General features: G+C 73.0%; 20 protein-coding genes. 12 read left to right on the top strand and 8 right to left on the bottom strand.

Features of this window, described 5'->3' with window-relative positions; all coding sequences use genetic code 11:
* Positions 1–159: 159 nt before the first annotated feature.
* Together ABZ215_RS33300 and ABZ215_RS33295 are read right to left on the bottom strand one after the other, a co-directional pair.
* On the bottom strand, positions 160–699 hold the full coding sequence (locus ABZ215_RS33300; RefSeq protein ID WP_354954229.1) for an NADAR family protein: 540 nt from the start codon (positions 697–699) through the stop codon (positions 160–162).
* A gap of 18 nt (positions 700–717) precedes the next feature.
* Positions 718–1,719, bottom strand: a complete 1,002-nt coding sequence (locus tag ABZ215_RS33295; protein WP_354954227.1) for a zinc-binding alcohol dehydrogenase family protein — start codon at positions 1,717–1,719, stop codon at positions 718–720.
* 71 nt (positions 1,720–1,790) lie between these two features.
* Here ABZ215_RS33295 and ABZ215_RS33290 point away from each other — a divergent pair, with 71 nt between their 5' ends.
* The 4 genes from ABZ215_RS33290 to ABZ215_RS33275 all read left to right on the top strand — a co-directional run bounded on the left by ABZ215_RS33290 (position 1,791) and on the right by ABZ215_RS33275 (position 4,943).
* A complete protein-coding gene (locus ABZ215_RS33290) occupies positions 1,791–2,138 on the top strand; it encodes a helix-turn-helix domain-containing protein (protein WP_027936319.1) in 348 nt (115 codons plus the stop codon).
* Positions 2,139–2,187: 49 nt separating this feature from the next.
* Complete coding sequence (locus ABZ215_RS33285; protein WP_354954225.1) at positions 2,188–3,372, top strand: MFS transporter; 1,185 nt, start codon at positions 2,188–2,190, stop codon at positions 3,370–3,372.
* Between the two features lie 35 nt (positions 3,373–3,407).
* Positions 3,408–3,773 (top strand): hypothetical protein, encoded by a 366-nt coding sequence (locus ABZ215_RS33280; protein ID WP_354954223.1) that lies wholly within the window; start codon positions 3,408–3,410, stop codon positions 3,771–3,773.
* Between the two features lie 63 nt (positions 3,774–3,836).
* Positions 3,837–4,943: a hypothetical protein gene (locus ABZ215_RS33275; RefSeq protein ID WP_354954221.1), complete on the top strand. Its 1,107-nt coding sequence runs from the start codon at positions 3,837–3,839 to the stop codon at positions 4,941–4,943.
* On the opposite strand, the gene ABZ215_RS33270 is transcribed toward ABZ215_RS33275, so the two are convergent.
* Both ABZ215_RS33270 and ABZ215_RS33265 read right to left on the bottom strand, forming a co-directional pair.
* Entirely contained in the window at positions 4,940–5,767 is an 828-nt protein-coding gene (locus ABZ215_RS33270) for an SAM-dependent methyltransferase (RefSeq protein ID WP_354954219.1), read from the bottom strand. The two genes, ABZ215_RS33275 and ABZ215_RS33270, sit on opposite strands and share 4 nt — an antisense overlap.
* Positions 5,764–6,267, bottom strand: coding sequence for a hypothetical protein (locus ABZ215_RS33265; RefSeq protein ID WP_354954217.1), 504 nt, complete (start codon positions 6,265–6,267; stop codon positions 5,764–5,766). The genes ABZ215_RS33270 and ABZ215_RS33265 overlap by 4 nt, the downstream gene beginning before the upstream one ends.
* Positions 6,268–6,506: 239 nt before the next feature.
* On the opposite strand from ABZ215_RS33265, the gene ABZ215_RS33260 reads away from it, so the two are divergent.
* The 6 genes from ABZ215_RS33260 (at position 6,507) to ABZ215_RS33235 (ending at position 13,697) form a co-directional block, all read left to right on the top strand.
* A complete protein-coding gene (locus ABZ215_RS33260) occupies positions 6,507–7,574 on the top strand; it encodes a histidine kinase (RefSeq protein WP_354954231.1) in 1,068 nt (355 codons plus the stop codon).
* Complete coding sequence (locus ABZ215_RS33255) at positions 7,571–8,335, top strand: LytTR family DNA-binding domain-containing protein (protein WP_020421208.1); 765 nt, start codon at positions 7,571–7,573, stop codon at positions 8,333–8,335. Before ABZ215_RS33260 ends, ABZ215_RS33255 begins: the two co-directional genes overlap by 4 nt.
* A gap of 244 nt (positions 8,336–8,579) precedes the next feature.
* Complete coding sequence (locus tag ABZ215_RS33250) at positions 8,580–8,924, top strand: hypothetical protein (RefSeq protein WP_354954215.1); 345 nt, start codon at positions 8,580–8,582, stop codon at positions 8,922–8,924.
* Between the two features lie 1,025 nt (positions 8,925–9,949).
* On the top strand, positions 9,950–11,689 hold the full coding sequence (locus tag ABZ215_RS33245; RefSeq protein WP_354954214.1) for a cation acetate symporter: 1,740 nt from the start codon (positions 9,950–9,952) through the stop codon (positions 11,687–11,689).
* A gap of 77 nt (positions 11,690–11,766) precedes the next feature.
* Positions 11,767–12,102 carry a DUF485 domain-containing protein gene (locus tag ABZ215_RS33240; protein ID WP_020421212.1) on the top strand — a complete coding sequence of 112 codons (336 nt, stop codon included), beginning with the start codon at positions 11,767–11,769 and terminating at the stop codon, positions 12,100–12,102.
* The gene (locus ABZ215_RS33235) at positions 12,099–13,697 is read left to right on the top strand and encodes a cation acetate symporter (RefSeq protein ID WP_020421213.1); all 1,599 of its coding nucleotides are present in this window, start codon (positions 12,099–12,101) and stop codon (positions 13,695–13,697) included. The genes ABZ215_RS33240 and ABZ215_RS33235 overlap by 4 nt, the downstream gene beginning before the upstream one ends.
* 262 nt (positions 13,698–13,959) lie before the next feature.
* Here ABZ215_RS33235 and ABZ215_RS33230 read toward each other — a convergent pair whose 3' ends face one another.
* On the bottom strand, positions 13,960–14,907 hold the full coding sequence (locus ABZ215_RS33230; RefSeq protein WP_020421214.1) for a helix-turn-helix domain-containing protein: 948 nt from the start codon (positions 14,905–14,907) through the stop codon (positions 13,960–13,962).
* Positions 14,908–15,098: 191 nt separating this feature from the next.
* On the opposite strand from ABZ215_RS33230, the gene ABZ215_RS33225 reads away from it, so the two are divergent.
* Entirely contained in the window at positions 15,099–15,713 is a 615-nt protein-coding gene (locus ABZ215_RS33225; protein ID WP_020421215.1) for an RICIN domain-containing protein, read from the top strand.
* A 50-nt stretch (positions 15,714–15,763) separates the two neighbouring features.
* On the opposite strand, the gene ABZ215_RS33220 is transcribed toward ABZ215_RS33225, so the two are convergent.
* The 3 genes from ABZ215_RS33220 to ABZ215_RS33210 are packed head-to-tail and all read right to left on the bottom strand — an operon-like array spanning position 15,764 to position 19,397.
* Positions 15,764–17,926, bottom strand: a complete 2,163-nt coding sequence (locus ABZ215_RS33220; protein ID WP_354954212.1) for a xanthine dehydrogenase family protein molybdopterin-binding subunit — start codon at positions 17,924–17,926, stop codon at positions 15,764–15,766.
* Positions 17,923–18,915: a xanthine dehydrogenase family protein subunit M gene (locus ABZ215_RS33215; protein WP_354954210.1), complete on the bottom strand. Its 993-nt coding sequence runs from the start codon at positions 18,913–18,915 to the stop codon at positions 17,923–17,925. Before ABZ215_RS33215 ends, ABZ215_RS33220 begins: the two co-directional genes overlap by 4 nt.
* Complete coding sequence (locus ABZ215_RS33210) at positions 18,912–19,397, bottom strand: 2Fe-2S iron-sulfur cluster-binding protein (RefSeq protein ID WP_020421218.1); 486 nt, start codon at positions 19,395–19,397, stop codon at positions 18,912–18,914. The genes ABZ215_RS33215 and ABZ215_RS33210 overlap by 4 nt, the downstream gene beginning before the upstream one ends.
* Before the next feature lie 96 nt (positions 19,398–19,493).
* On the opposite strand from ABZ215_RS33210, the gene ABZ215_RS33205 reads away from it, so the two are divergent.
* A complete protein-coding gene (locus tag ABZ215_RS33205; protein ID WP_354714493.1) occupies positions 19,494–20,156 on the top strand; it encodes a TetR family transcriptional regulator in 663 nt (220 codons plus the stop codon).
* The last annotated feature ends 2 nt before the right edge of the window (positions 20,157–20,158 follow it).

Below are 20,158 nucleotides of genomic sequence, written 5' to 3'. Positions count from 1 at the left end.
GGTCACCGGCGGAGCAGGACCGGACCCTGGGTCTGGTGCGGAGCCTGAACTCCTAGTACCGGTCCGTGGTGTACGGCGTCCCCGCCACAGGGCGGGGACACCACCGAGCGGAAAGGCGCGCCCGTGCCTCCACCGCCGGGCCGCGCGACCCGCACCCGGTCAACCTGCCAACCGCGCCCGCGCGTCCATCAGCGCGAAGCCCAGCAGGTTCAGCCCCGGCCACCGCTCCGGCTCCCCGGCGCGCGGATCGTCCGCCGCGACGCCGATACCCCAGATCGCATCCACCGGGCTGGCCTCCACCAGCACCCGCGAACCCGTGCCCAACAAGAACCGCCCCAGCTCCGGGTTCTGGCCGAATTTCGCGACCGATCCGGCGACCACGATGTCGTACCGGGACGCCTCCCAGCGGGCCGGCTCGAAGCCCGCCACCTGGCGGCCCAGCTCCTTCGCCCGCCCGGGGTGCGGGGCGCGCAGCACCTCCTCGGCCACCGCCGCGTCGCCGAACAGCTGCGCCTTGCGCCACATCATGTAGTGCTCCGCCGTGGCGAACTCGCGCCCGTCCACGGTGAACGGCGCCGGCCACCACTGGCTCAGGCACCCGCGCCCCGCACTGCCGTCCGGCTCCGGCCGGTGGCCCCAGAAGAACAGGTACTCCACCCGCTCGCCCCGCCGCACCCGTTCGATCAACTCCGCTCGCACAACCGGCAGTATCGCCGATCAGAAGCCGGAGATCACCGTCTTTCCGACGGTCCGCCCGGTCTCCGTCAGCTCGTGCGCCTGCCGCACCGTCGAAGCGTTGATCGACTTCAGCTCGGTCGTCAGCGTGGTCTGGACGACACCCGCGTCGACCAGTTCGGCCACGTGCGCGAGCAGGTTGTGCTGCGCGATCAGGTCCCAGCCGTGCAGCGGCCGGGTGAACATGAGCTCCCAGTGGAAGCTGATGCTCTTCCCCTTGAGCGGCAACAACTCCAGCCCCGGCGGCTCGTCGATCGCGGTGATCGCGCCACCCGGCCGCAGCAGCTCGGCGAACTCCTCGATCCGGCCGGCGGTGTTCGGCGAGAACACGTAGTCCACGCCGTCCGGCGCCACCTCCCGCACGCTCGCGACCAGGTCCCGGTGGTCGGCCACGTGGTGGGCGCCCATCGAGCGCACCCACTCCCGCGACTCCGGGCGCGACGCGGTCGCCACCACGGTCAGCCCGGTCAGCGCCCGCGCCAGCTGGATCAGGATCGACCCGACCCCGCCCGCGCCGGCGAGGACCAGCAGCGTGCCGGTGCTGTCCGGGCCGACCCGGAACCGGTCGTGCAGCGTCTCGTACGCGGTGATGGTGGTCAGCGGCAGCGCCGCGGCCTGCGCGAACGACAGGCTCCGCGGCTTCGGGCCCACGATGCGCTCGTCGACGACGTGGTACTCGGCGTTCGTGCCCGGCCGGTCGATCGTGCCCGCGTAGTAGACCTCGTCGCCGGGCTGGAAGAGGGTCACCTCGGCGCCGGTCGCGGTCACCACGCCGGCCGCGTCGAAGCCGAGCACCCGCGGCTCGCCGCCCGGGTCGGAGCCGGCGCGCACCTTCGTGTCGACGGGGTTGACCGACACCGCCTCGACCCGCACCAGGAGGTCGTGCGGCCCCGGCTCCGGGACCGGCAGTTCGACGTCCTCGAATGCGGCGGGATCGGTAATGGGCAGGGACTTGCGGTAGGCAACCGCGCGCATGGTCGTCATACCGGTGACGGTAGTAGGAAGGTAGTAGTTACCTGCAAGGCGTACAAGTTCCCATCGGGTACCATCGCAGCGTGCAGACCTGTGGTCCGAAGGACGTCTACGCCGCCGCGTGCCCATGCCGGGACATGCTCGACCTGCTGGCGAACAAGTGGAGCGCGCTCGTGCTGGGCGCACTGGAGGGCGGCCCACAGCGGTTCGGCGCGCTGCGGGCGCGGCTGCAGGGCATCAGTCCGAAGGTGCTGACCCAGACGCTGCGCAAGCTCGAGTCGCACGCGCTGATCGAGCGCGAGGTGTTCCCGGACGTGCCGCTGCGGGTGGAGTACCGGCTGACCCCGCTCGGCGCCGACGCGGCCGTCCCGCTGGCCGCGCTGCGCACCTGGGTGGAGGACAACATCGACCGCTTTCCGCAGCCCGCCTGAGAAAAGCGCGCTTGACCTCGAGTTAGCTCGAACTTCTAACGTCGTGGCCATGACGGATGCGACGGCGACCGCGGTGCGGATGCCACCCAGGACACTCCTTCTCACGCTGCTCGGCGTCAGCACGATGACGATCATGGCCAGTGCCACCATCACCCCGGCGCTGCCGGGCATGGAACAGCACTTCGCGGCCACCCCGAACGCCGCGCTGCTGGTCCGCCTCGTCCTCACCCTCCCCGGGCTCGCGATCATGCTCGCCGCGCCGGTGCTCGCCCGGCTGAGCGGCCGCGCCGGGCGGGTCCGGGTGCTCACCGCCGGGCTGGCGCTCTACGTCGTCGGCGGCGGGTCGGGCCTGGTGCTCGACTGGCTGCCCGGGCTGCTGGCCGGCCGCGCCCTGCTCGGCGTCGGCATCGCGGCCATCATGGTCACCTCGACGGCGCTGCTGGCCGACCACTACCCGGCCACCGAGCACGGCCGGGTGCTGGGGCTGCAGGGCGCCGCGATGGGCTTCGGCGGCGTCGTCGCGCTGCTGCTCGGCGGGGTGCTGGCCGACCTGAGCTGGCGCGGGCCGTTCGCGGTGTACCTGCTGGCGGTGCCGATGGTCGTGCTGGTCCTGCGGTTCGTGCCCGAGGCGCCGAAATCCCCGCCCGCGCCCGGCGGTCCACAACGGACGCCGCGGTTGTACGGCCTGTACGCGCTGATGTTCCTCGGCGTGGTCGTCTTCTACACGGTGCCCACTCAGGCCCCGTTCTGGCTGGGCGCGGTCACCGGCGCCGGCCCGGTCGTCGTCGGCGTGCTGATGGCCGCGCTGAACCTCGTCATGACGCTGGTCGGCCTGAACTTCCGGCGGCTGCGCGCCCGGTGGGACTTCCGCGTGCTCGCCGCCGTGCTCTTCGCCGCCTACGCGGCCGGGCTGGTCGTGCTCGGCCTCGCGGGCGGGATCTGGATGGCGGCACTCGGCATGCTCGTCACGGGCGTCGGCATCGGCCTGCAGAATCCGGTGATGAACGGTTGGGTGGTCGCCTCGGTCGACCCCGCGGCCCGCACCCGCGCGCTCGGGATGCTGACGTCCGCGTTGTTCCTCGGCCAGTTCGCCTCGCCGCTGCTGGCGCAGCCGGTCGTCGACGGCGTGGGCCTCGGCAACACCTTCGTCCTCGCCGGCGCCCTCGGCCTGGTGGTTTCCGTGGTCCTGGTTTTCCTGCGCGGGCGGGCAACCTCGGATTCTCCCGCCGCGTGAGGAGGTGCGTAGGCCCACGACAGGGAGGAAAGGGCATGCGCATCAAGGGAATTCTCATCGGTGCGGCGGCCGGGGCGATCGGGCTGGCATTGTTCACGGCACCTGCCGCGAACGCGGCGGCGCCGGTGGACTGCGACCCGAACCCCGGCTCGACCGGCTCGTGCGGGTGGGTGAACGTGGTGCCGGAGGTGGTCCACCGCGGGGACGTGGTGGACGTGGAAGCCAACTGCCTCAACGCGGTGGCGCTCCCCGAGTCCGACGTGCTGCTGAACTTCACGCCCACCGGCGAGCCGACGCACTGGTCGGCGACGGTGTCGCCGAAGGCGAAGCGGGGCGCGCACACCGTGTCGATCACCTGCCCGGAAAACACCTACGCGAAGACGTTCTACGTGGTCCGATGAGGACGGACGGCGCGCTCGCCCGGCCACTGGCCGGGCGGCGTGACCGCGGGTAGCGTCCAGGCCATGAGGCCCGCTCGCCACCAGCAGGATCCGGCGCACGCGCAGTGGATCCTCGTCGACGCCCGGCACGGGCCGAAGGTGGGTCTCCTGCTCGCGATGGGGAACGCGAGCTACCACGGGGTCGCGCCGCGCAACGCGCTCGACCACCGCGTCGCCCAGTACCTGCTGCGGCAGCGCCTGGACCAGGCCGTCCGGACGGGCCGCCCCGCCGACGCGGCGCGCGTCGCTTACGCGGGCCGCGAATGGCGGGTCCGCGTCCGGCCGGTCCGGGCGCCCGTCTCCGCCGCGGTCGTCGGCGCGCTCGCCTGCTACATCGAGGCCTCCGCCGACTGGGCCGACCACCCCCCGCCGGTCGTGGGCACCTGGGAATGGCGCATCACCGAGGGTGGCACCGACCACCGCAACGTCGTCGCGTGGAGCGACGAGACCTTCGAGCTGTACGGGCTGGCGCCGCCGGAGGACCGCTCCGCCCCCGCGGACGCCCAGCCCCGCTTCCCGCGCGGCCGCTGGTGGGACGGCACGTACTACCTGAACAACCTGGTGATGGACTCCTGGCGGCCCGCGGTCCGGGAGTTCCGCGACGCGCTGCTGCGCGACCGCGTCGGCGAACTGCACCTGTGCAGCTACAAGGCCCAGCACCGCGCGTCCGGCGAACCGGTCGCGCTGCGGCTCGCCGGCCGGGCGGATCCGGACCGCCCGGGCTGGTTCCGCGGCCTGGTCACGCGGGACGCCGGGGCGCGCGAGAACGTCCCCGTCCCGGCGCCCGCGCCGCTGGTCCGCGCGCTGCTCCTGGCGTCGCGGGATCCGGTGGTCGTGGTCGACCGCGTGCTGGAGGAACTGGAATCGGCCAACGCCCTGTTCGACGCGCTCAACCTCGCGGTGCCGTCGGACCACCACATCCGCAAGCTGGTGCACCCGTTCGACGTCCCCGCCATGTCGAAGCTGCTCAACGCCGCGGCCGCGGACCCGGACCACGTGGTGGGCCCGCAACGTCTGCGGCTGGCGACGCTGTCCGCGGACGTGTGGCGGGAGTTCGACGTGATCGCGGTCGGCGGCGCCGCGAGCGACGGCCCGGCGCGGCACGTGGTGTGCCGTCTCGCCGCGGTCTAACCCGGCACCCGCGCGACCGCGCCACGCATCGCGCGTTTGGCCCAGTCGGTGTAGCTGACCTGCCGTCCCGGTTCGGCGAGGCAGTCCGTCAGGTAGGTCACCGGCGTGACCAGGGACAACCCGTCGAAGAACCGCTCGACCTGGGACACGTTGCGCAGCACGTACGGCGTGCCCAGTTCGCGTTCGTAGACCTCGGAGAGCAGGTAGAACGGCGGCAGCGACTCGGCGGGCATGTCCTCGCCGCACCCGATGGACAGGGTGAAGCAGCTGCCGGGGGCCAGCCGGTCGGTGTACTGGCGCACGACGTCGTAGAGGTCCTCGCCGTGGCAGAGGCGGACGAACGACAGCACGCACAGCATCCCGAGCCACACCGGCTCGCCCAGGTCCAGCCGCTCCGCGGCCTGGTCCAGCACGCGTTCCGGCTCACGCAGGTCGGCGTGCAGGACGTGCGTGTTCCCGTTGCCGGACAACAGCTTCCGGTACTCCTCCACCGGCCCCAGCTCGTAGTCGACGTAGACGACGCGGGCGTCCGGGTGGCGGGGCTGCGCGACCTCGTGCACGTTGCCCCACCGCGGGAACCCGCAGCCGAGGTCGAGGAACTGCCGGATCCCCTGGTCGAGGGCGTAGCCGACGGACCGCACCAGGAACTGGCGGTTGAACCGGGCCGCCCGTTCCGGCACGTCCCGCTGCCCGGCGGGGAACTCGGCGACCATCCGGCGCGCCGCTTCGCGGTCGTGGCGGGTGTAGCCGCTGCCGCCGAGGTGGATGTCGTAGACGCCGCCGCAGGTCGCGCGATCCGTCGTGCACCGTGGCCCGTACGTCACCGGTCACCTCCCAGTCCGGCCAGCCGGGCGGTGAGCCCGGCGATCAGCAGGTCCAGCCCCACCTCTCGGGACATGCAGATCTCCACCAGTACCGCACGGGCCGCCAGCCCGCTCTCCGCGCCGAAGCCGACGTCGGCGAGGCGCGCCGCGACGGCCTCCAGCAGCGGAGCGGCCGGGCCGGTTCCGGTGGCCGCCACCGCACCGACGCCCGGGTACCGGTCGAAGACGGCGCGCATCCGGCGGGCGAGCGCGCGGATCCAGCCCGCCCACTCGCCGTCCGCGGGGAGGCCGATCCCGGCGCACACGTCCGCCACGACGGCCGCCTCGACGTCCGCCCGGTTGCCGACGTGGTACCGGATCACGTTGGTGCGCGCGCCGACCGCGGCAGCCAGGTCCCGCATCGTCCAGCCGGACAGGCCCTGCCTGCGGGTCAGCTCCAGGGCGGCGGACACGACCACCGAACGCGTGATCGGCGCGCGCTCACGGATGGGCGTCGACATCCCGGCCCTCGATCGCGTGCGGCCGGAGCGGTCCCAGGTGGGGGCGGTCGCGGAGGGGGTGGACGAAGCCCGGCACAGCAGGATCCCGTTCGGCGAGGGGTCACGGCTGCCACACCCCATGATCGCGGGGACGGGCTCACCTCTTTCTATACCAGGAGCACCGCCACCGCCAACCCCCGTGCGGGGCAGGTCCGCCCCGTACTATCGACCGGCACTCATCGTGGTCGATGGGAGGAACGGTGGTCGCCGAGGAGGAGCCGACGGGCGTGCGCGCCCTGTGGCGTGCCCGGCGCGCCCCGGACGCCGCCGACGTGCTCGCCGCCGCGCGGGGCGTCGCCGGGCACCTCGCCGACGGGCTGTCCGGGCCGGGCGCGCGGGCGGCGGTGAAGGGCGTCCGGTCCCTGCTCGGCGTGCCCGCGGCCGGGCTGGCCGACCTCTCCGGCGCGACCACCTGGGCCGGTCACCCGTCCGACGAGGACGCCGCCCGCGAACTCGTCTCGGCCGTCCTGCACAGTGAGACACCGGCCGGGAAGGCGCCGCTGCGGGCGGTGCCCCTCGACGTCGACGACGAGCTCGCCGGGGTGCTCGTCGTCGAGGGCGAGGCGTCGCGCAAAGCCGTGCAGGAGGTCGCCCGGCTGGTCGCGTCCGCGCTCGAACGGGGCAAGCTGGAGGCCTCCGCGGAGCTGGCGGCGCAGTCGGAACTGCGGGCGCTGCGCGCGGAGATCTCCCCGCACTTCGTCTACAACGCGCTCACCGTCATCGCGTCGCTGGTCCGCTCCGACCCCGACCGCTCCCGCGAACTGATGCTCGACTTCGCCGACTACATCCGGCACAGTCTCGCCAGGCACGGCGAGTACACCGCGCTCGCGGACGAGTTCCACGCCATCGAGACCTACCTCGCGCTGCAGCGAGCCGTCCTCGGCGACCGGCTGCGCGTGCAGATCCGCGTCGCGCCGGACGTGCTCGCCGTGCCGGTGCCGTACCTGGTGCTGCAGCCGCTGGTCGAAAATGCCATCCGGCACGGGATCGAGCCGCTCGGCAGGCCCGGCACGGTCTCGGTGCGCGGCGAGGCGGAAGGGAACGACTGCGTGATCAGCGTGGAGGACGACGGCGTCGGCATGCCGCCCGCGGACGCCGAAGCGGTGCTGTCCGGCGACGGTGAACGCGTCGGGCTGGCCAACGTCGACCGGCGGCTGCGCAGTGTGTACGGCCCCTGGTGCGGCCTGGTCGTGGAGACCGCGCCGGGCGCGGGCACCCGCGTCGTGGTGCGGGTGCCGATGTTCCAGCCCGGGGTGGTCCTGCCGTGACCGGGTTGCGCGTGCTCGCGGTGGACGACGTGCCACCCGCGCTGGAGGACATCTGCCAGCTGCTGCGGGAGGCGCCCGAGGTGGCGGAGGTGACCGGCGCCGGTGACGCGCTGACCGCGCTGCGGATGATCCAGAGCGAGCGGTTCGACGCGGTGTTCCTGGACATCTCGATGCCCGGCCTGGACGGGCTGGAGCTGGCCGGCCTGCTGGCGAAGCTGAGCGAACCGCCGGTGATCGTGTTCGTGACGGCGCACGACGGGCACGCGGTGACGGCGTACGGCATCGGCGCGGTGGACTACCTGCTGAAACCGGTGCGCGCGGAACGGCTGTCGGCTGCCCTGGGGAAGGTGTTGCGGATGCTGCCCGCCGGCGCGCCGAGGTCGCCCGGACTGGCCGACGCGCTCGCCGCGCTGCCGGTCGAGTCGCGGGGGCGGACGCGGTACGTGCGGCGCAGCGAGGTGCTGTTCGTCGAGGCGCAGGGCGACTACGTCAAGCTGCACACCCGCGGCGGCGTGCACGTGGTGCGGATGCCGATCTCGCGGCTCGCGGAGTACTGGGAGGGCAGCGGGTTCGTGCGGGTGCACCGCGGTTACCTGGTGGCGTTGGACGCGGTGCGCGAGCTGCGGAGCGACTCCGTGGGCGGGCTGCTGGCGCACACGGCGGCCGGGGACGTCCCGGTGAGCCGGCGGCACGCCCGGGAGCTGCGGGAACGCCTGTTGCGCGCGGCGCAGCGCAGCGAGCTGAACCAGCGGGGGCGGTGATGGTGAACGCTTGGCGGGTGCTCCCGGGTCGCGCTGTGGATCCCGGGACCGCGACGCCGGGGCGGCGCCCACAGCGCGGCGGCACCTCCGCGCCCCGCAACACCCACCGCCCGGCGGAGCTCCCCGCCCGGCGACCGGGCAGGTGCCCGGCGGCTGCCGCGCAACTCGGCCACGGTTCCCAGATGCCCTCACAACACAGGTGCAAGGCCGGGGTACTGGCCGCTACCCCGCGGGGAGGTGCTGAATGCCCAACCGCCGCGTCGCGGTGATGAGTCCGCAGACCCGGCTCGCCCATGCGCGTCGTAGGCAGCGCGGACGCTGGCGCCCGCCGCGGCTCGAAGCGGCCGACGCCGAGCGCGCCCTGCAGAACTACCGCCTGCAACGCCGCCGGGCGGTCGCCGCGCTGCTGCTGCTCTTCGCGGTCCTCGCGGGGCTGCCGGTCCTGTTCGCGGTCTGGCCCGCGCTCGACCACGCCCGCCTGGCGGGGGTGCCGGTTTCCTGGCTGGTGCTGGCGGTGATGCCGTACCCGCTGCTCATCGGGCTCGGGCACTGGCACCTGCGCCGCGCCGAACGAGCCGAGAAACGTTGATGGCCGGCCGCTCCGCACTCGCCTCACGCCGAACAAGCCAAACAGCGCTGATGGCCGACCACCGCGCACCCGCCCAGCACGCACGAGCACTGCTCCTGCAGCGAACAAACCGAGCGGCGCTGACGGTCAGCCACTTCGCGGCCAGCACCCCCGGGCGCCTGTCCCGCGCCGAACGAACCGAGCAGCTCTGATGATCGATCCCCCCGCGGCCACCCTGAACCCCGCTGCCCGCCACTCCCGCGCACTGGCCCCGCACCGGACAAACCGAGCGGCGCAGATGAACAGCCACTCCGCACTCGCCCCGCACCCCGCCGCCCAGCACGCCCAGGCAACGGCCCCGCGCCGAACAAACCGAGCAGCCCTGATAATCGATTTCCCCGCGGCCACCCTGAACGCCGCTGCCCGCCACTCCCGCCCGCTGGCCCCGCGCCGAACAAACCGAGCAGCGCAGATGAACAGCCACTCCACACTCGCCCCGCACCCCACCGCCCAGCACGCCCAGGCAACGGCCCCGCGCCCGACTAACCGAGCAGCCGTGATGATCGATTCCCTCGCGGCCACCCCGAACCCGCTGCCCGCCACTCCCGCGCACTGGCCCCGCACCGAACAAACCGAGCGGCGCAGATGAACAGCCACTCCGCACTCGCCCCGCACCCCGCCGCCCAGCACGCCCAGGCATCGGCCCCGCGCCGAACGAACCGAGCAGCCCGGATGATCGATCTCCCCGCCACCGCCCCGAACCCCGCTGCCCGCCACTCCCGCGCACTGGCCCCGCACCGAACAAACCGAGCGGCGCAGATGAACAGCCACTCCGCACTCGCCCCGCACCCACACGCCCAGGCATCGGCCCCGCGCCGAACAAACCGAGCAGCCCGGATGATCGATCTCCCCGCCACCACCCCGAAACCCGCTGCCCGCCACTCCCGCGCACTGGCCCCGCACCGAACAGGCCCAGCGACGCTGATGGTCGGTCCCACCACGGCCGCCCCGCACCCGTCCCGCGCCGAACCAACCGGGCAGCCCTGATGGTCGGTCTCTTCGCGGTCGCCCCGGTCGTCCTCGTCACGCTCTTCATCGGGCTGCGCGGGGTCGCCGCCATGCGCACCACCTCCGACTTCCTCGTCGCCTCCCGGCGGGTCACCCCACTGCTCAACTCGGCCGCCGTGTCGGGCGAGTACCTCTCTGCGGCCTCGTTCCTCGGCGTCGCCGGGCTCGTCGTCAAGGACGGGGTCGGCGCGCTCTGGTACCCGGTCGGCTTCACGGCCGGCTACATCGCGATGCTCGTCCTCGTCGCCGCGCCCATGCGCCGCTCCGGGGCGCTCACCGTGCCCGACTTCGCCGAGGCCCGGCTCGCCTCGCCGGCGCTGCGCAGGCTCGCCGCCGTCGTCGTGCTGGTCATCGGCGCGCTCTACCTCGTGCCGCAGTTCCGCACGTCCGGCCTGGTGCTGAGCGTGGTCAGCGGCACGCCCTACTGGGTCGGCGTCGTCCTCGCCGGGGCCGCCGTCGCCACCACGCTCGCGCTCGGCGGCATGCGCGCGGCGACCTACGTGCAGGCCTTCCAGTTCGTGCTGAAGGTCGTCCTGTTCGCCGTCCCCGCGCTGTGGCTGGCGATCACGGCCGGCGCCGCCGCCCGCGACGAGGCCCTGCACCCCGCCGAATTCACCCAGCTGCGCCAGGACACCCGCGTGGTCTTCCGCGTCGACGTCACCCTGGAGGCCGCCCAGCCCATCCAGGCCAGGGAGCCCGACGGCACACCGGTCACCCTCGCCCCCGGCCCGCACACCTTCGCCGCGGGCGAGGAACTCGTCTTCCTCGCCGGACAGCCGGTCCCACAGCTGCCAGGCACCGCCCCGCCGGGCGCCGCGGGCTGGGAACGGCCGCTGCTCAACCTGAACAACGAAGGCCACCCGCTGCTCGGCACGCTCGCCGTCCTGGTCGCGACCGTGCTCGGCACCATGGGCCTGCCGCACGTCATCATGCGCTTCCACACCAGCCCCGACGGCCGCGCCGCCCGCCGCACCGCCGCCCTCACCGTGGCGCTGCTGTCCGCGTTCTACGTGTTCCCCGGCGTCTACGGCGTGCTCGGCCGGGTCCTGGTGCCGCACCTGTACCTGTCCGGGGCCACCGACACCGCGGTCGTCGCGCTGCCGATGCAGGTCGACACCGGCTGGGCGGGCACGTTGTTCACGGGCCTGCTCACCGCGGGCGCGTTCGCCGCGTTCCTCGCCACGTCACTGGGCCTGCTGCTGGCGGTGTCCGGCGCGATCGCGCACGACCTCGCGCCGGGCGGGCTGGCCCGGCTGCGCGGCACTGTCGTCGCCGCCGCGGCCGCGGTCGTGCTGCTCGCGCTGTTCGCCGTGCACCTCGACGCGGGCGTGCTCGTCACGTGGGGGTTCACGGTAGCGGCGTCGACGTTCTGCCCGCTGCTCGTGCTCGGCATCTGGTGGTCGCGGCTGACCGCGCGCGGCGCGATCGCCGGGGTCCTCACCGGACTGCTCGCGACGTCCGGGGCGATCCTCGCGACACTGGCCGGTGCGGACGTGCACGGCGTGCTCGCGATCCTGCTCGCCCAGCCCGCGCCCTGGTCGGTTCCGCTGGCTTTCGGCACGATGGTGGTGGTGTCCCTGCGCGGGCGGCCGCCTGCCTGGGCGATCACCGCCATGTTGCGGCTGCACCTGGACGAGACCCCGCCGCGGCAGGCCGCTCCACGCCGCCGTTCGACCGGTTTCCGCGACCGCTTGTCGACCGTTCGTCGCGCCCGCTGACGGTTGGTCGCCACGCCACGGCGTCGCACGTCGTGACCTCCTAACGTGTCCGCCACCACACGACAAGGAGGTCTCCAGTGGCGGCCACCGAGCACGATCTCGGCCACGAGGAGTGGACGAAGGTCCACTCCAGCCCCGAATTCGCGCAGCTGCGCCGAAGGCTGCGGGGCTTCGTCTTCCCGATGACCGCGTTGTTCCTGGGCTGGTACCTGCTCTACGTCCTGCTCGCCGACTACGCGCACGGGTTCATGTCGACCAAGCTGATCGGCAACTTCAATGTCGGACTGCTGCTGGGACTGCTGCAGTTCGTGTCCACGTTCCTGATCACCGGCCTGTACGTCCGCTTCGCCAACCGGAAGCTGGACCCGATCGCCGACCGCATCCGTGAGGACGTCGAGGGAGGCGCGCGATGAACCTCGCCGCGGGAGTCGCGGGCAGCAGCCCCGCGCTCAACATCAGCATCTTCGGCCTGTTCGTGGCCGTCACACTGGTGATCGTGCTGCGCGCCAGCCGGAACACCAAGACCGCGTCGGACTACTACGCGGCCGGGCGCGCGTTCACCGGGCCGCAGAACGGCGTCGCGATCGCCGGTGACTACCTGTCGGCCGCGTCGTTCCTCGGCATCGCGGGCGCCATCGCGGTGTACGGCTACGACGGGTTCCTGTACTCCATCGGCTTCCTGGTGGCGTGGCTGGTCGCGCTGCTGCTGGTCGCGGAACTGCTGCGCAACACCGGCAAGTTCACGATGGGCGACGTGCTGGCGTTCCGGATGCGGCAGCGGCCGGTGCGCGCGGCGGCGGCGACGTCCACGCTCGCGGTGAGCTTCTTCTACCTGCTCGCGCAGATGGCCGGCGCCGGTGTGCTGGTTTCGTTGCTGCTGGGCGTGTCCAGCGGGGTCGGGCAGTCGGTGGTCATCGCGGTCGTGGGTGTCGTGATGATCATCTACGTGCTCGTCGGCGGCATGAAGGGCACCACCTGGGTGCAGATCATCAAGGCGGTCCTGCTGATCGCGGGCGCCGCGCTGATGACCGTGTGGGTGCTGGGCAAGTACGGGCTCAACCTGTCCGCGCTGCTGCAGGGCGCGGTGGACCGCTCCAGTGAGGCGGTGCTGAACCCGGGCGCCCGCTACGGCGCGACCGGCACGTCCAAGATCGACTTCCTGTCGCTGGGCCTGGCGCTGGTGCTCGGCACGGCCGGTCTGCCGCACGTGCTGATGCGGTTCTACACCGTGCCGACCGCGAAGGAAGCCCGTCGTTCCGTCGTGTGGGCGATCGCGCTGATCGGCCTGTTCTACCTGTTCACGCTGGTGCTCGGCTACGGCGCGAACGCGCTCGTCGGCGCGGACGTGATCCGCAAGGCGCCGGGTTCGGAGAACGCGGCGGCGCCGCTGCTGGCGCTGGAACTGGGCGGGCCGGTGCTGCTCGGGTTCATCGCCGCGGTCGCCTTCGCGACGATCCTCGCCGTGGTGGCCGGGCTGACGATCACTGCGTCGGCGTCGTTCGCGCACGACATCTACGCGAACGTGATCAAGAAGGGCAAGGTGGACGACCCCAACGGCGAGGTGCGGGTCGCCCGGATCACCGCCGTGGTGATCGGCGCGGTCGCGATCGTCGGCGGCATCCTGGCGAAGAACCAGAACGTCGCGTTCCTGGTGGCGCTGGCGTTCGCGGTGGCGGCGTCGGCGAACCTGCCGACGATCCTGTACTCGCTGTTCTGGAAGCGGTTCAACACCTCGGGTGCGCTGTGGAGCATCTACGGCGGCCTGGCGATCACGATCACACTGATCGTGTTCTCGCCCGCCGTGTCCGGGACGTCGAAGTCGATGCTGCCGAACGCGAACTTCGACTGGTTCCCGCTGCAGAACCCGGGCCTGGTGTCCATTCCGGCGTCGTTCCTGCTCGGCATCGTCGGCACGTTGCTGTCGAAGGAGCACGACGAGCGCAAGCACGCGGAGATGGAGGTCCGCTCGCTGACCGGCGCCGGCGCCGAGAAGGCGACGGCGCACTAGCCGCCCCGCCTTCTCCCCGAGCCCCGGCGCCGCTGCCCTGGCGCCGGGGCTCGCTCATGCCGAAGCGCCCTCCACGGCAAGTGCCACACGGCGGTCCGGCCCCAGGCAGGCCGGGCCTGGTTGCAATCCCACTGCGCTCCTCAGCGCCACACCCGCGTGCCGCCCCTCCGGGGGCGTTCCACCACCGCTGCCGGACGTCGTGGCCCGCTTACGCGGGGCGAGCCATTCCGCCCCGAAAGCCATCTCGGATGCCGGTCCACCTTCACGTCGAAGCGCCGTCCACCAACGCCATTCCCAGTGGGGTCAGTGAATGACGCACCGTGTTGCGGTTGCGGTGGCTCGCGATCAGGCCGGCCGCCCGCAGCACCGACATGTGCTTGCTCGCCGCTGACGGGGTCACTCCCAGGCGCGCCGCGAGGTCCGAGGTGCTGCACCCGGCCGCCGCCAGGACCATCGCCGCCGCGCGGGTCGGGCCCAGCAGCGCCGCCAGGGCGCGCGGGGTGGCGTGCGGGGCACGGCGGACGCGCGGGTCTTCGGCCGCCGCGGGGTATCCCAGGCGCACGGGGCCCGTCGAGCCGGGCACGATCCACGGCTGCACCGTGAAGTAGGTGGGCACCAGCAGCACCCCGGCCGTCCGCCGCGGCGTGCCGGGGCTCGCCACGCCCGTCACCAGGTACGGCGGCTCCCACCGCAGCACCGGGCGCAGCGTGGCCAGCAGACCGTCCACCCCGCCGTCGGCCAGCGCCTGGATCCGCGCCTGCCGGTCCACTTCGACCCGCGCCCGCACGGTGTCCCAGTGCGGCGCCAGCGCGACCATGAAGTACTCCCGCAACGCCTGCACCAGCCGAGACAGCGCGGCGTCCGAACCGGACCGCAAGGCCGCGGCCCACGGCGGCAGTCCACGCGGCTCGGGCAGCGCCGCCAGCGCGGCCCGCACCCGGTCCGGCGGCGTGCCCAGCACCGCCGCGAGCCCGGACGCCAGGTCACCGCCCGCCGGCAGCAGGAACTCCGGCACCTCCCCCGAGGTGTACAGCCACCGCAGCACCGGGAACGACTCCGGCAGCCGGCCCTGGACCCGGCGTCGCCACCAGCCGAACGCCACCTCCTCGTCCCGCAGCAGCCGCACGCTGCTCGCCAGCTCCCAGCACGGATCGGCGGCGTTGCACAGCCCCACGCGGGTCAGGTCGCGCGATTTCAGCTCCAGGCGCACCGGCGATCCTCTCCGCGAAAAAACTGTGGCCGCACTGGAGAGATCGTTCGCGATACCGGTCCGTTACACCGTTGAACAGCGTTGTTGAGCGTCCGGGAAATGTGGTCGACTCCGGAGCGCCCCCGCGGCGAAGATCCAGACTCCGGGGTGCGGCCGGAGGATTCCGCGCCCCGTCACGGAATGGGGAACCCATGAGAAGACTGAAGCGGCCGTTCGCGGCCGCGGCACTGCTGGCCGGCCTGCTCTCGCTGTTCGTGGCGCCGAGCGCGGGGGCGGCCCAGCAGGCCGGCGAGCCGGTCACGTCGCTGGACGGGCTGGTGCTGCGCCCGGCGCACCCGAACCAGGTCAAGGGCGGCGTCAACACGATGGCCGAGGAGCAGGCCTACCTGCTCGGCCCGGCCTCGGACCCGGGCCGCTGCCTGGACGCCGACCTCAACACCATCAACCGCAACGGCACCAAGGTGCAGCTGTGGGCGTGTGACGAATACGCGGCTCAGCAGGCCTGGTACATCCGGCAGATCCCGGAGGGCTACTACCGGTTCCAGAACGCCTACAGCGGCCGCTACCTCGACGCCGACCTGAACACGATCAACCGCAACGGCACCGTCGTGCAGCTGTGGGACTACGTGGCCGGGGCGAAGAACCAGTGGTTCGCCGTCAACGAGATCCCCGAGGGCTACCTGCGGCTGCAGAACGTGCAGAGCGGCCGGTACCTCGACGCCGACCTGAACACCAGCTACCGCAACGGCACGGTCGTGCAGCTGTGGCAGTACGTGGCGGGCGCGCAGAACCAGTGGTGGTTCTGACGCTCCCGTGAACGCCGGGCGCCGGTTGCCGGCGCCCGGCGTTCGTCCGGTCAGAGCAGTTTGTCCAGCGTGATCGGCAGGTCGCGCACCCGCTTACCCGTCGCGTGGAACACCGCGTTCGCCACCGCCGCCGCCACCCCGGTGATGCCCACCTCGCCGGCGCCGACGATGCCCAGCGGCGTCGTGGGGTCCGGGTCGTCCAGTGTGGACACTTCGATGCGTGGCACGTCGGCGTGCACGGGCACGTGGTACTCGGCCAGGCTGGGGTTCATGATCCGCCCGGTGCGCGGGTCCACCAGGGTCTCCTCGGACAGGGCCATGCCGATGCCCATCACGATCCCGCCGCGCAGCTGGCTCGCCGCGGTCTTCGCGTTGACCACCGTGCCGATGTCGAACACCCCGAGCCACCGCGAGATCCGCACCTCGCCGGTGTCCGGGTCGACGCGCACCTCGCAGAACTGCGCCCCGGTCGCGGCCCGCACCCGCCGCCGGTCGCGCACGAACCGGCCGATGAGCCGGGCTTGCCCGGCGAGGCGGCCGAACCGGCTGTCCGACCCGACCGACACCTCCACGTGCGGCACTCCCGCCCGCCGCACGGCCGCCACCAGGTCCCCGGCCCCCTTCGGCAGCCGCCGCTTCAGCTTCTCGGCCGCTTCGAGCACGCTGGCCGCCACGCTCGCGGTCTGCGTCGAACCGCCCGCGGTGGGCGCCACCGGCAGCGCCGAGTCGCCGTACTCGACGCGCACCGCGTCGACCGGCACGCCGAGCGCGTCCGCGGTGATCTGCGCCTGCGCCGTCGCCGCGCCCATGCCCATCTCCTGGAAGCCGCAGCGCAGGAGGACCGTACCGTCGGCCGACAGCCGCAGCGTCACGTTGGCGGTGAACAGCCACGCCGGGTGGTAGGCCGTGGCGACCCCCATCCCGACCAGCCACCGGCCGTCGCGCGTCGCGCCGGGCTCCGGCGCCCGGTCCCGCCAGCCGAACCGCGACGCGCCGGCTTCGTAGACCTCCCGCAGCCTGCGGTGGGTGAACTCCTTGCCGTCCAAGGGGTTGCGCTCGGGTTCGTTGCGCATCCGCAGCTCGATCGGGTCCATGCCGAGCTCGGCGGCCAGCTCGTCGACCGCCGACTCGACCGCGAACGTGCCGATCGACTCGCCGGGCGCGCGCATCGACGTGTTCGGCACCAGGTCCAGCTCGACCGTGCTCGCCTGGATGAGGATGTGGTCCGCGCCGTAGAGGTGCCGCGACTGCGAGGTGACCTGCTCGGGTGCGCCGCCGACGCGGCCGGTGCGGGTCACGCTGGTGTGGATCAGCGCGGTCAGCGAGCCGTCGCGGTCCACGCCGAGCGCGACGCGCTGGATCGACGGCGTCCGGCCGCCGACCGTGCGGTACACGTCCTCGCGGGTCAGCACGAGCCGCACCGGCCGTCCGGTCGCGCGTGCGGCCAGCGCGGCGAGGACCGTGCCCGGCCAGACCATGCCCTTGCCGCCGAAACCGCCGCCGACGAACGGCGCGATCACCCGCACGTCGGCGGCGGGCACGCCGAAGCGGACGGCGAGGTGGTTGCGGCACCAGTCGATGGACTGGGTCGATTCGTGCACGGTGAGGCGGTCGCCGTCCCACTCCGCGATGGTGGCGTGCGGTTCGATCGCGTTGTGCTGGTGCGGCGGCGTGGTGTACCGGTGGTCCACGGTCACCGGCGCCTCGCCGAACGCCTTCTCCGCGTCGCCCTTCTTCGCCTCGCCCGGGGAGACCGGGCTGTACGGCTGCTTCTTCGCGTGCGGCGCCATCGACTCGAAGTCCACAGTGGAGGGCAGCAGGGCGTACTCCACGCGCACGAGCGCCGCCGCTTCCTTCGCCGCGGCCGAGGTTTCCGCCACCACCACCGCGACCGGCTGCCCGTCGAAGTGGACCTCGTCGTCCTGCAGGTAGTTCACCGAGGTGCCGGACACCAGCGTACTGAGGTTGAGCGGGTTCACCTTGGGCGCCGGCTTGAGCGGGGGCGCGTTGTGGTGGGTCAGCACGGTGATGACGCCGGGCACCGCGCTCGCCGCCGTGGTGTCGAGGCGGGTGACGCGGCCGCGGCTGATCGTGGCGTGCACCAGCGCGGCGTGCGTGAGGCCGGGGCGGAGGTGCTCGGCCGCGAACCGCGCCGCGCCGGTCGTCTTGGCCGGGCCGTCGCGGCGGTCCAGCGGGGCGCCGATGACGCTCATGCCGCACCTCCCCCGGTGGCCAGCTGACGCAGGGTCGCCACGGTCGTGCGGACGGCCAGGCCGACCTTGAACGCGTTGGCTTCCCGGGTGATCGCGGGCGCGAGTTCGGCTTCGGCGGCGCGGCGGAAGGTGTCATCGGTGGCCGGCGCGCCGACCAGGAGCCGTTCGGCCTCGACCGCGCGCCACGGCTTCGTCGCGACACCGCCGAGCGCCACGCGTGCCTCGGCGATCTCCCCGTCCTCGACGCGCAGCGCGGCGGCGACCGAGACCAGGGCGAACGCGTACGACGCGCGGTCGCGCACCTTGCGGTACCGGGAGTTCGCGGCCACCGGCACCGGCGGCAGCTCGACCGCGGTGATCAGCTCGTCGGGCGCCAGCGCCGTTTCGACGTGCGGGGTGTCGCCGGGTGCGCGGTGGAAGTCGGCGATGGGGATCCGCCGGGTGCCGCGGGTGCTCTCGACCTCGACGACGGCGTCGAGCATCGCCAGCGCGACGGCCATGTCGGAGGGGTGGGTGGCGATGCAGTGGTCGCTCACGCCGAGAACGGCCGTGGAGCGGGCGAACCCGTCGAGGGCGCCGCAGCCGCTGCCGGGCGTGCGCTTGTTGCACGGCGCGGCGTCGTCGTAGAAGTAGAGGCAGCGGGTGCGCTGCATCAGGTTGCCGCCGACGGTCGCCATGTTACGCAGCTGGGCGGAGGCGCCGTGCAGGATCGCGTGCGCCAGCACCGGGTACCTGGCACGGATGACCGGGTGGGCGGCGAGGCGGCTGTTGCGCACGAGGGCGCCGATGCGGACGCCGCCGCCGGGCAGCTCCTCGACGGCGGTCAGCGGCAGGCGGCTGACGTCGACCACGGTGGCCGGCCGTTCGATGCCCTCGCGCATCAGGTCGACGAGGTTCGTGCCGCCGCCGAGGAACTTGGCGTCGCCGTCCGCGACGGCCGCGAGCGCGGCCGGCACGTCCGGGGCGCTGACGTAGGTGAACGATCTCATTCCGCGACCTCCCGGATCGCGTCGACGATGCCGTTGTAGGCGCCGCAGCGGCACAGGTTGCCGCTCATCCGCTCGCGGATCTCCTCGTCGCTCAGCTCCGGCGAGGTGGTCAGGTGCTCGGTCACGGCGCTCGGCGCGCCCTCCTTGTGCTCGGCGAGCATGCCCACCGCCGAGCACAGCTGGCCCGGCGTGCAGTAGCCGCACTGCAGGCCGTCGGCGCGGACGAACGCCTCCTGCAGCGGGTGGCCGAGCCCCTCGACCGTGGTGATCTCCCGCCCGTCGTACTGCACCGCCAGCGCGAGGCAGGAGTTGATGCGGTCGCCGTCGGCCAGCACGGTGCACGCGCCGCACGCGCCCTGGTCGCAGCCCTTTTTCGTGCCCGTCAGGCCCAGCTCCTCGCGCAGCGCGTCGAGCAGGCTGACCTGGGGCGGGACGTCCAGCCGTTGCGCGGATCCGTTGACCCGCAGTGACACCTCGACCATGTCTGCTCCTCCCGGTTTCTCCCGAAGCTAGCAGGACACCGTCCTCTTAACAAGAGAACAGCGTCCTCTAATCGGGGGTCGTAGAATGATCCGGCGATGTCGAAAGAGTTCCTCCGCGCGCGGCGCCCGGAGCACAAGCAGCAGCGGCGCGAGGCGATCCTCGCGGCCGCGCGTGAGCTCGCGCTCACCTCGGGCGTTCGGAACGTCAGCTTGGGCAGCCTCGCGGCCGCGGTCGGGCTCGCGAAGTCCAACCTGGCGCGGTACTTCGCCACCCGCGAGGAGATCTACCTCGAACTGGCGGCGCAGGAGTTCCACGACTGGGAGACGGCTGCGCTGGAGCGCATCGCGGCGGCGTCCTCGCCGGACGGCGTGTTCGACGCGCTGGTGGAGACGCTCGAGGAGCGCCCTCTCTTCTGCGACCTGCTCTCGCACAGCTCGATCACGCTGGAGCACAACGTGACCGTCGAGGCGGCGCGCGCCTTCAAGCTCCGGACGGCCGAGGCGCTGGCGAAGGTGTCGTCCGCCGTCGCGCGGGCGCGGCCGGACCTGACCGAGGACGAGGCGGGCGAACTGGTCGGCGCGGCGGCCGGTCTCGCCGCGCTGCTGTACCCGGCGGCGAACCCACCCCCGGTGATGGCGAAGCTCTACGCGGAGGACCCGGTGATCGCCGAGTTGTGCATCCAGTTCGCCCCGACGGCGAAGCGGATGCTGCGGGCCCTGGCGGCGGGGCTGCCGACCCTGCGTGAGGGCCGGGACTGACC

It is taken from the genome of Amycolatopsis sp. NPDC006131 (assembly GCF_040614175.1).
GTDB lineage: Bacteria > Actinomycetota > Actinomycetes > Mycobacteriales > Pseudonocardiaceae > Amycolatopsis_E > Amycolatopsis_E tucumanensis.
Note: the sequence above shows the minus strand (reverse complement) of the source record. Positions and strands in the feature narration are given on the sequence as shown.

What these genes read in the sequence shown, in the direction of transcription:
- ABZ215_RS33265 (WP_354954217.1), bottom strand. Translation starts at nt 6,267, where the DNA reads ATGTCGACGCCCATCCGTGAGCGCGCGCCGATCACGCGTTCGGTGGTC.
- ABZ215_RS33215 (WP_354954210.1), bottom strand. Translation starts at nt 18,915, where the DNA reads ATGAGATCGTTCACCTACGTCAGCGCCCCGGACGTGCCGGCCGCGCTC.
- ABZ215_RS33220 (WP_354954212.1), bottom strand. Translation starts at nt 17,926, where the DNA reads ATGAGCGTCATCGGCGCCCCGCTGGACCGCCGCGACGGCCCGGCCAAG.
- ABZ215_RS33295 (WP_354954227.1), bottom strand. Translation starts at nt 1,719, where the DNA reads ATGACGACCATGCGCGCGGTTGCCTACCGCAAGTCCCTGCCCATTACC.
- ABZ215_RS33210 (WP_020421218.1), bottom strand. Translation starts at nt 19,397, where the DNA reads ATGGTCGAGGTGTCACTGCGGGTCAACGGATCCGCGCAACGGCTGGAC.
- ABZ215_RS33225 (WP_020421215.1), top strand. Translation starts at nt 15,099, where the DNA reads ATGAGAAGACTGAAGCGGCCGTTCGCGGCCGCGGCACTGCTGGCCGGC.
- ABZ215_RS33245 (WP_354954214.1), top strand. Translation starts at nt 9,950, where the DNA reads ATGGTCGGTCTCTTCGCGGTCGCCCCGGTCGTCCTCGTCACGCTCTTC.
- ABZ215_RS33275 (WP_354954221.1), top strand. Translation starts at nt 3,837, where the DNA reads ATGAGGCCCGCTCGCCACCAGCAGGATCCGGCGCACGCGCAGTGGATC.
- ABZ215_RS33235 (WP_020421213.1), top strand. Translation starts at nt 12,099, where the DNA reads ATGAACCTCGCCGCGGGAGTCGCGGGCAGCAGCCCCGCGCTCAACATC.
- ABZ215_RS33250 (WP_354954215.1), top strand. Translation starts at nt 8,580, where the DNA reads ATGCCCAACCGCCGCGTCGCGGTGATGAGTCCGCAGACCCGGCTCGCC.
- ABZ215_RS33280 (WP_354954223.1), top strand. Translation starts at nt 3,408, where the DNA reads ATGCGCATCAAGGGAATTCTCATCGGTGCGGCGGCCGGGGCGATCGGG.
- ABZ215_RS33205 (WP_354714493.1), top strand. Translation starts at nt 19,494, where the DNA reads ATGTCGAAAGAGTTCCTCCGCGCGCGGCGCCCGGAGCACAAGCAGCAG.
- ABZ215_RS33285 (WP_354954225.1), top strand. Translation starts at nt 2,188, where the DNA reads ATGACGGATGCGACGGCGACCGCGGTGCGGATGCCACCCAGGACACTC.